Here is a 6,708-nt window from a genome sequence, read left to right as displayed (position 1 = left end):
ACCGATAAGTATTTTAATTACGATATGCGAGCATCAGGGATTGAATAATAGTGCAGGAGAAAAACAAAATCACAGTGCTGGCCCAATATGCTAATTTTAACAACACAGGTAAAATTTATTATGACTGAATTAAATATTTATGGTCAGACATTGGGTAAAGAATTACCCGACTGGCAGCCACATGCGCTTCCTCAAAAAGTTATCCTCAGAGGAAAATATTGCTATCTTGAGCCAATTGACGTTAAGCATAGCCGGGACTTATTCGATGCCTGGCACAGTATTGATGATGAGCGTGACTGGACGTACTTTCATATTAAACGCCCCGTCACTATCAAACAGTGCGATTACTACATCGCTTCTCTTGCCGCAAGCAAGGATCCCATTTTTTACGCAGTAATCAATATATCTACAGGTAAAGCTGTTGGATTTCTTGCCCTACAGCGAATGGATCCTGATAACGGTTCTGTAGAGATAGGCTGGATTAACTGGTCACCGCTGATGAAACGCACCTTTTGCAGTACTGAGGCCATATTCCTATTGCTCTATTATGTACTGGAAACATTACGGTATCGCCGGTGTGGATGGAAATGTGACAGCCTGCATGAGGCAGCGATCAGTGCGGCAGAAAGACTCGGATTTACCTATGAAGGTACTCTCAGACAAACACAGGTTTCAAAGGGGCACAGCCGTGATGTCCGCTGGTATTCTATCATCGACTCTGAATGGGATGGCATCAGACAGGCTATGGAGCTTTGGTTAAGTCCCTCTAATCTTGACGAACGAAGAAAACAAAAACACCGGCTGGCCGAATTTATGCCTCACCTCTGACAGGTACATCATTGCCAACGATGCGCACTGCTTCCAGATCAGCAGTGCGCATCATAGCTTAAGGTCAGACACCTGATTATCTGAAGATGAGCCGCCCTCCTCCTCCCGTTAAATTTTAACTCACTTTCTTTTTTATCCACTTTTCCACAGGCCAGATCCAATAATAAGATCCTATAGAGATCATCTAATAGATCAAAAGAGATCCCCGCTTCGCTACAAGCCTTGCGCTATAAGGGATTGATCGACATAAGAAACCACTATAAGGAGTAAACTAACCGCTATAGAGAGCTTAGTAACCACTATGAACAGCAAGTTAACTTCGCTGGTGAGTGACTAAAAACCACTAGAGGGAGTAAACCATCATCAGTACTGTGCATAATGTTATCCCCTAAGGAATGAGATAATTATCTGAAAAATAAATGACAAGTCTTCCGGCTGTCCGAAGACTTGTCATGATATATACAAGTTATGCACCTGCCAGATACGGAGCTGCAATGGTCATTTTGGATCCTTATCGGAAAATTTAACCTTCTGTTTTTAAAGTTATCCTCTTGTTCGATCCAATAATAAGATCCAAATAGAACCTAAAAGAACCAAAGAGATCCCCGCACCTCTGGAGGCCTTGCGCTATATGGGTAAAATGAAGATCGTTAACCGCTATAGGGAGTAAAACAACCACTATAAAAAGCAAATTAACCACTATGTGTGGTAGTAAAACCGCTATAGTGAGTGTTAGTATCCACTGTATCGTGTACAGAGAGACTCTTATGCACATTCATTGTGAGAGCAGATAATGTCTGGAAATGAGCCAAAAAACATAGAGATAGCGAAAGCTTTCGCAGAAACGGATAAGCGAACAGGTGAACTTGTTACTCTGGTTCCTAACAGCAATAACACGGTTCAGCCTGTAGCACTTATGCGGTTGGGCTTATTTGTACCCACGTTGAAATCGACTGCCCGGGGCCGTAAAGGTCAGATGAATTCCATGGATGTCACTTCGGAGCTCAAGCAACTTTCGATCGTCAAGTCTGAAGGATATGAAAACATTAAGATCACCGGTGCCCGGCTTGATATGGATAATGATTTCAAGACATGGGTCGGGATCATTCATGCCTTTGCCAAGCATAAGGTCCTGGGAGACTCTGTATACCTGCCTTTCGTTGAGTTCGCTAAATTATGTGGCATTCCTTCCGCGCGCTCCTCAGCGAAGCTCAGGGCGCGTTTGGAAGCCTCTCTGGAACGTATCGCAACCAACACGTTGTCGTTTTCCAATAAGGAGGGGGACTATTATGTTACTCACCTTGTTCAGTCAGCAAAATATAGCCCGAAAAAGGATGTCGTCGAGTTACAGGCGGATCCAAAGATTTTTGAGTTGTATCAATTCGATAAGAAAGTTCTTCTTCAGCTCAGGGCAATCAACGAACTATCTCGCAAGGAGTCGGCGCAGGCTCTCTATACCTTTATTGAAAGCCTGCCGACAGATCCCGCTCCCATATCCATGTCGCGCCTGCGTGCCCGCCTTAATCTGACATCACGAGCGATCACTCAGAACGCTACTGTTCGTAAGGCAATGGAACAACTTAAGGCTATTGGCTATCTCGACTATACGGAGGTCAAACGCGGTAAAGCCGTGTATTTCTGTATCCACTATAGGCGGCCAAAATTACGACCAGCTCAGATCCCGACCGGTATAGGCGATGATGTCTATGATGTCCTGGACGATGAACATATTATTGATATCCCTGCCGAGAAAGATGTCGATCCTGGCGCGCCGCGTGAGATGGTAATGCTGACGAAAGAAGAACTTGAGTTGCTTGAACAACTTCGACAGGCAAAGAAATAGTATCGATACCTTCGTTATCCCTCTGACCCGAAGCCTGTTGTGTTATCAGCAGGCTTTTTTCATAACCACTGTGGTAAGCAAATTAACCACTGTAGTGAGAAGCGCAACCACTGCAATCAGCAAACTCAGCGATTATGAAATCTACCAACCACTGCGGTTAGTAATCTTTACTCGCTCTAGTGGTTGTTTGCGTGTTTTACCCTAACCCCCCTAGTAGTTACTAACCTGAAGCCCCTTATGATAGTTAGGTTAGTACTTGCTTACATTTTCCACTTCACCTCTATTTACTCTTTCCAGTGGTTAATGCTCTCCATAGTGGTTTTACTCACTTTAGTGGATGTTACTCTCTGCAGTGGTTGCTTCTCACTACAGTGTTTTCAAATTCCGTGTAAATTCTTATGCTCACTCTAGTGGTTAATGCTCTCTATAGTGGATATTATTAATGTCTGAGTTTTTAGCTGATTAAAGTGTCTTGGAAGAGGTTTGAGACAGTGTCACTTTTACCGTGGTACTTTTAAGACCACTTTTCTGATGTCCACTTAGCTAGCTGAGGAATGACCTTACCCCCAAGAATCTACACCCCTTCAGAAACAGAATTCCGGCCTTTACGCGGAGATTATCCAGATGGAAAAGTCAGGTTTCAGGTGGGAGAACGCTCTCTCTTTTGCTTTGGATCATTCATCGGAGTGGCCAAATAATCGCAGAAATTGGCGTGCATAAAGTCTACGAAGACGCGCACCTTTGGCGTCATTTTTCGGTTGCTTGGCCACATTATATGAATAGTATTAGCATCCGTTACGTAGGTATCCAGCAAGGTTTTCAGGCGTCCGTCAGCAACCGGGGTTCTGACAGAGAAGTCGGGCACACATGCGATCCCGCGCCCGGCAAGAGTCATATAAAGCAACGCGTCCAGGCTATTGCATACCATCGACAAGGGCAGCGAAGATATTGCTGTTGTACCGACTGTGTGTTCCAGTGGCCACTGGTATATTTTGCCAGTTGGCGTCCAACGATAGTGCAGGCATGCATGATTTAAAAGATCGTCCGGTTTTGTGGGCATACCTTTTTCTTTCAAATACGACGGTGCGGCTACAAGGCAGGCTCGATAGGGCCCCAGCGGGCGGGATACCAGACGTGAATCGCGAAGCGAGTTTCCCCTAATTACCACATCGAACCCTTCATCGATCACATCAACAAGTCGATCGGTGAAATCCAGATCGAGTTCAATCTCGGGATAGCGCGCCATGAATGCTGAGAGGACGGGCAGCGGTAACCCTGCTGAAAGCGCCAGCCCCACCCTTAGTCGTCCGCGTGGGTGTTGTGTCATTGCGCCGAGTTCATCTTCCGCTGCCTGGATTTCACCAAAAATGCGTCCGCACCTTTCGAGGAACATCTCACCTTCTGAGGTAAGGCGGACGCTACGTGTGCTGCGTTGGAAAAGCCGCACGCCAACCCGCTCTTCAAGCCGGGAAATACTTTTACTGACTGCGGACGCAGAAATGCCAAGGGTTCGCCCCGCTTCGGCAAAACTCCGTGTCTTCGCTGTTTGAACAAACACCTCCAACCCTCCCAGTGCGCTGAAACTATCCACAATCTCCTCCCGAAAATTTCATTACTGACATTTTTGTCATATCTGAAATGAACTTTACCCTGCTTAATGACGCACGATCAATGGCGTTAGGATGAGCCTGTAAGGTGCCTGGTCTTTTACCAGGCACTGGCTGAAATTTACTAATGAGGAGAATTTTTTCATGGTCACCACTGAGCATCTCGATGCGTATCTCAACGCTATGGGCAATCGTCACGTTGAAGGGCTCGAGGCCTATATGGCGGATAATGTCATACTTCGCAGCCCAATTGTTCCTGTTCCATTTGAAGGAAAAGAACTTGTTTTTCAGATAGTTTCCCGGCTTCTTGAGACCATCGATGACTTTGAGCTGAAGCTCCTTTTGCGTGACGGAGCAGACTTTGTTGCAGTGTTCACCATCAAGTTTGGTGACCATATTATTGACGGCATGGACCACATGCATTTAGACGATATGGGCTTTATTGACCACATGACTGTGGCATGGCGCCCACTTGCGTCAGTTGTCGCAGTGCAGCAAAAACTTGCTTCGAAACTGGGAGGCAAGCCGATGCAGCTGGTTCCTTTGGAATAATCAGGTTTAAACGCTAACAATGACAGTAGAATCGTAGCCTCAACTGCGCGCAGGAATGGCATTGCAACCGGTCAATCCTGCTGTCTGCGTTGCAAACCGCAGAATTCTACTTTAGCTATTTTTAGTTGCCGGTCTGACTATATCTGGCACAGCCGGCAATGACGTGTGTCACTTTGAATTTAAACCTGAACAGGGCGACCGCCGCGGCAAGTGCAATTACTGCCGCAACCCAGTCTGTTCTCCCTCAAAACTCCTTGGCCACAGTACGTGATATCTGCCGGCCGGATCGCCGAAGCTGATGAACCCCCGTTTCAACCAGAATAAGAAGGCTTCCCAAAACTGACCGGATGCGCAGGCGCCACTGTCATCATAAGTGGCGGGCTTTTATTCATGAATTCTAATCCCGCTTGTTATGACTGAGGATTGAAAGTCTTATAAGTATTTGTTTTTAAATAATTAATATGAGATTATTTTGAGTTACGTTGTCACTTTTAATGAGCGCTAGATTTGTTAAAGTGAAAAAGTATTACTTCATAAGTATTAATTAGTTAATATTACTTCACATTTAGCTTTTATGCGTTATTATTTAGGAAATGCTATTTTCGATATCACAGGTGACAAATGATCACGATTATTGGATGCAATAAAGGTGGGGCAGCCAAAACCACTACTGCTATTAATCTGGCTGTAGGCCTGGCCCTTCGTGGCGAAGATGTATGTCTCGTCGATGCTGACGTTCAGCGTTCAGCTTCAAGGTGGTATGCAGAACGTGAAGCTGCGGGAATTAGCCCATCCATTACCCTGATTGAAAAACGAGATAACATTTCTCAAACGCTAAGAAGCCTTGATGAAAAATTTGCTCATGTCATCGTTGATGTTGCTGGTCGCAATAGCCGTGAGCTAATCACCGGAGGCACGGTCGCACATCAGATTATCGCCCCACATCAATGCTCACAGTTAGATCTTGATACTATGGTTGAATTGCAGCAGCAGCTGGAAAGTATGCGAGATCTCAATCCCGAGCTTAAGGCGTACTGCTATCAAAGTATGGCAACCACGAACCCGCTGTTGCAGGGCAATGAACGACATGAGTTTCTTGAATATGTTCGCGAGTTTGAAGGGCTCATTCCTTTGACTGCAACCGCATGTTACCGAAAGGTTTACCGCGATGTGATGTCCGAAGGTAAATCTGTACTGGAAACAACTAATGAAAAAGCCAAGGCAGAAGTGCTGGCATTGATGAATGAGGTATTTTAATGGCTCTAAAAAAACCCCCTTTTTCAAATCGTCGTGTTGTTACGGAAGCTGAGGCTGACGCGCTGGCTAACAGACTGGCTGACCGCCCCTACGGTGACGAAAAAGTTGTGGAACCGGCTCAGGAAATCCTGACCAGGACTACCATCTCAATACCTCAGAATACGTTGCGCGAGATTGAAGATCTTGCTCTCCATAATAAGCGTATCGGTGTGGCCCCAAAAAGCGTCAGCGCAATCATTCGCGACGCATTGGAAGCCTACCTAAAAAAGGTTTGATATCTTAATGGCATGGGCAGTTATGTATGATGCTGCCAATGCCAGGTTTGCAGGTAAAATTAGCTCTTTTAAAATTTCCCACCATTCTACAACTCACCTCCCCCACCTGAAGTTACCGACCAACACAGCTTTAGCGTTGTGGTAACTCTCTGTTTTTATTTTAGAATTCTGAAATTTGTTTCATAAGGTCTGCCATTCACTACCCTACTTATGATGTAATAAGTATTACTTAGTAACTATGCAAAAATCTATTTTTAATCGCTCATTACCCTATGACGTTTGGTCCCTCGAAACTGCGGTTTGTTGTTGAAGTTGTAACCTGATTTTACGCTAATAAATAATAAAT

At 45.2% G+C, this 6,708-nt stretch carries 6 protein-coding genes; 5 read left to right on the top strand and 1 reads right to left on the bottom strand.

The features are described 5' to 3' along the window. Positions 1–120 precede the first annotated feature (120 nt). A complete protein-coding gene (locus J1781_RS00975) occupies positions 121–828 on the top strand; it encodes a GNAT family N-acetyltransferase (RefSeq protein ID WP_129955452.1) in 708 nt (235 codons plus the stop codon). 793 nt (positions 829–1,621) lie between these two features. After that, positions 1,622–2,671: a RepB family plasmid replication initiator protein gene (locus J1781_RS00970; RefSeq protein ID WP_129955453.1), complete on the top strand. Its 1,050-nt coding sequence runs from the start codon at positions 1,622–1,624 to the stop codon at positions 2,669–2,671. Between the two features lie 640 nt (positions 2,672–3,311). On the opposite strand, the gene J1781_RS00965 is transcribed toward J1781_RS00970, so the two are convergent. After that, complete coding sequence (locus J1781_RS00965) at positions 3,312–4,262, bottom strand: LysR family transcriptional regulator (protein WP_217233082.1); 951 nt, start codon at positions 4,260–4,262, stop codon at positions 3,312–3,314. Positions 4,263–4,422: 160 nt separating this feature from the next. Between J1781_RS00965 and J1781_RS00960 the strand changes: the two genes are divergently transcribed. From J1781_RS00960 to J1781_RS00950, 3 genes are all read left to right on the top strand, one after another. Beyond that, positions 4,423–4,830: a nuclear transport factor 2 family protein gene (locus tag J1781_RS00960; protein ID WP_217233081.1), complete on the top strand. Its 408-nt coding sequence runs from the start codon at positions 4,423–4,425 to the stop codon at positions 4,828–4,830. Positions 4,831–5,451: 621 nt separating this feature from the next. Further along, entirely contained in the window at positions 5,452–6,087 is a 636-nt protein-coding gene (locus tag J1781_RS00955) for an AAA family ATPase (protein WP_129955455.1), read from the top strand. Next, positions 6,087–6,362, top strand: a complete 276-nt coding sequence (locus J1781_RS00950) for a ribbon-helix-helix domain-containing protein (protein WP_014333818.1) — start codon at positions 6,087–6,089, stop codon at positions 6,360–6,362. Before J1781_RS00955 ends, J1781_RS00950 begins: the two co-directional genes overlap by 1 nt. Positions 6,363–6,708 lie beyond the last annotated feature (346 nt).

The sequence above is a fragment of the Rahnella perminowiae genome (genome assembly GCF_019049695.1).
Taxonomy (GTDB): Bacteria; Pseudomonadota; Gammaproteobacteria; order Enterobacterales; family Enterobacteriaceae; genus Rahnella; species Rahnella perminowiae.
This window is presented reverse-complemented; position numbering and strand designations above follow the sequence as displayed.

Coding starts and splice junctions, on each gene's coding strand:
- J1781_RS00970 (WP_129955453.1), top strand. CDS start 1,622: ATGTCTGGAAATGAGCCAAAAAACATAGAGATAGCGAAAGCTTTCGCA.
- J1781_RS00950 (WP_014333818.1), top strand. CDS start 6,087: ATGGCTCTAAAAAAACCCCCTTTTTCAAATCGTCGTGTTGTTACGGAA.
- J1781_RS00975 (WP_129955452.1), top strand. CDS start 121: ATGACTGAATTAAATATTTATGGTCAGACATTGGGTAAAGAATTACCC.
- J1781_RS00960 (WP_217233081.1), top strand. CDS start 4,423: ATGGTCACCACTGAGCATCTCGATGCGTATCTCAACGCTATGGGCAAT.
- J1781_RS00955 (WP_129955455.1), top strand. CDS start 5,452: ATGATCACGATTATTGGATGCAATAAAGGTGGGGCAGCCAAAACCACT.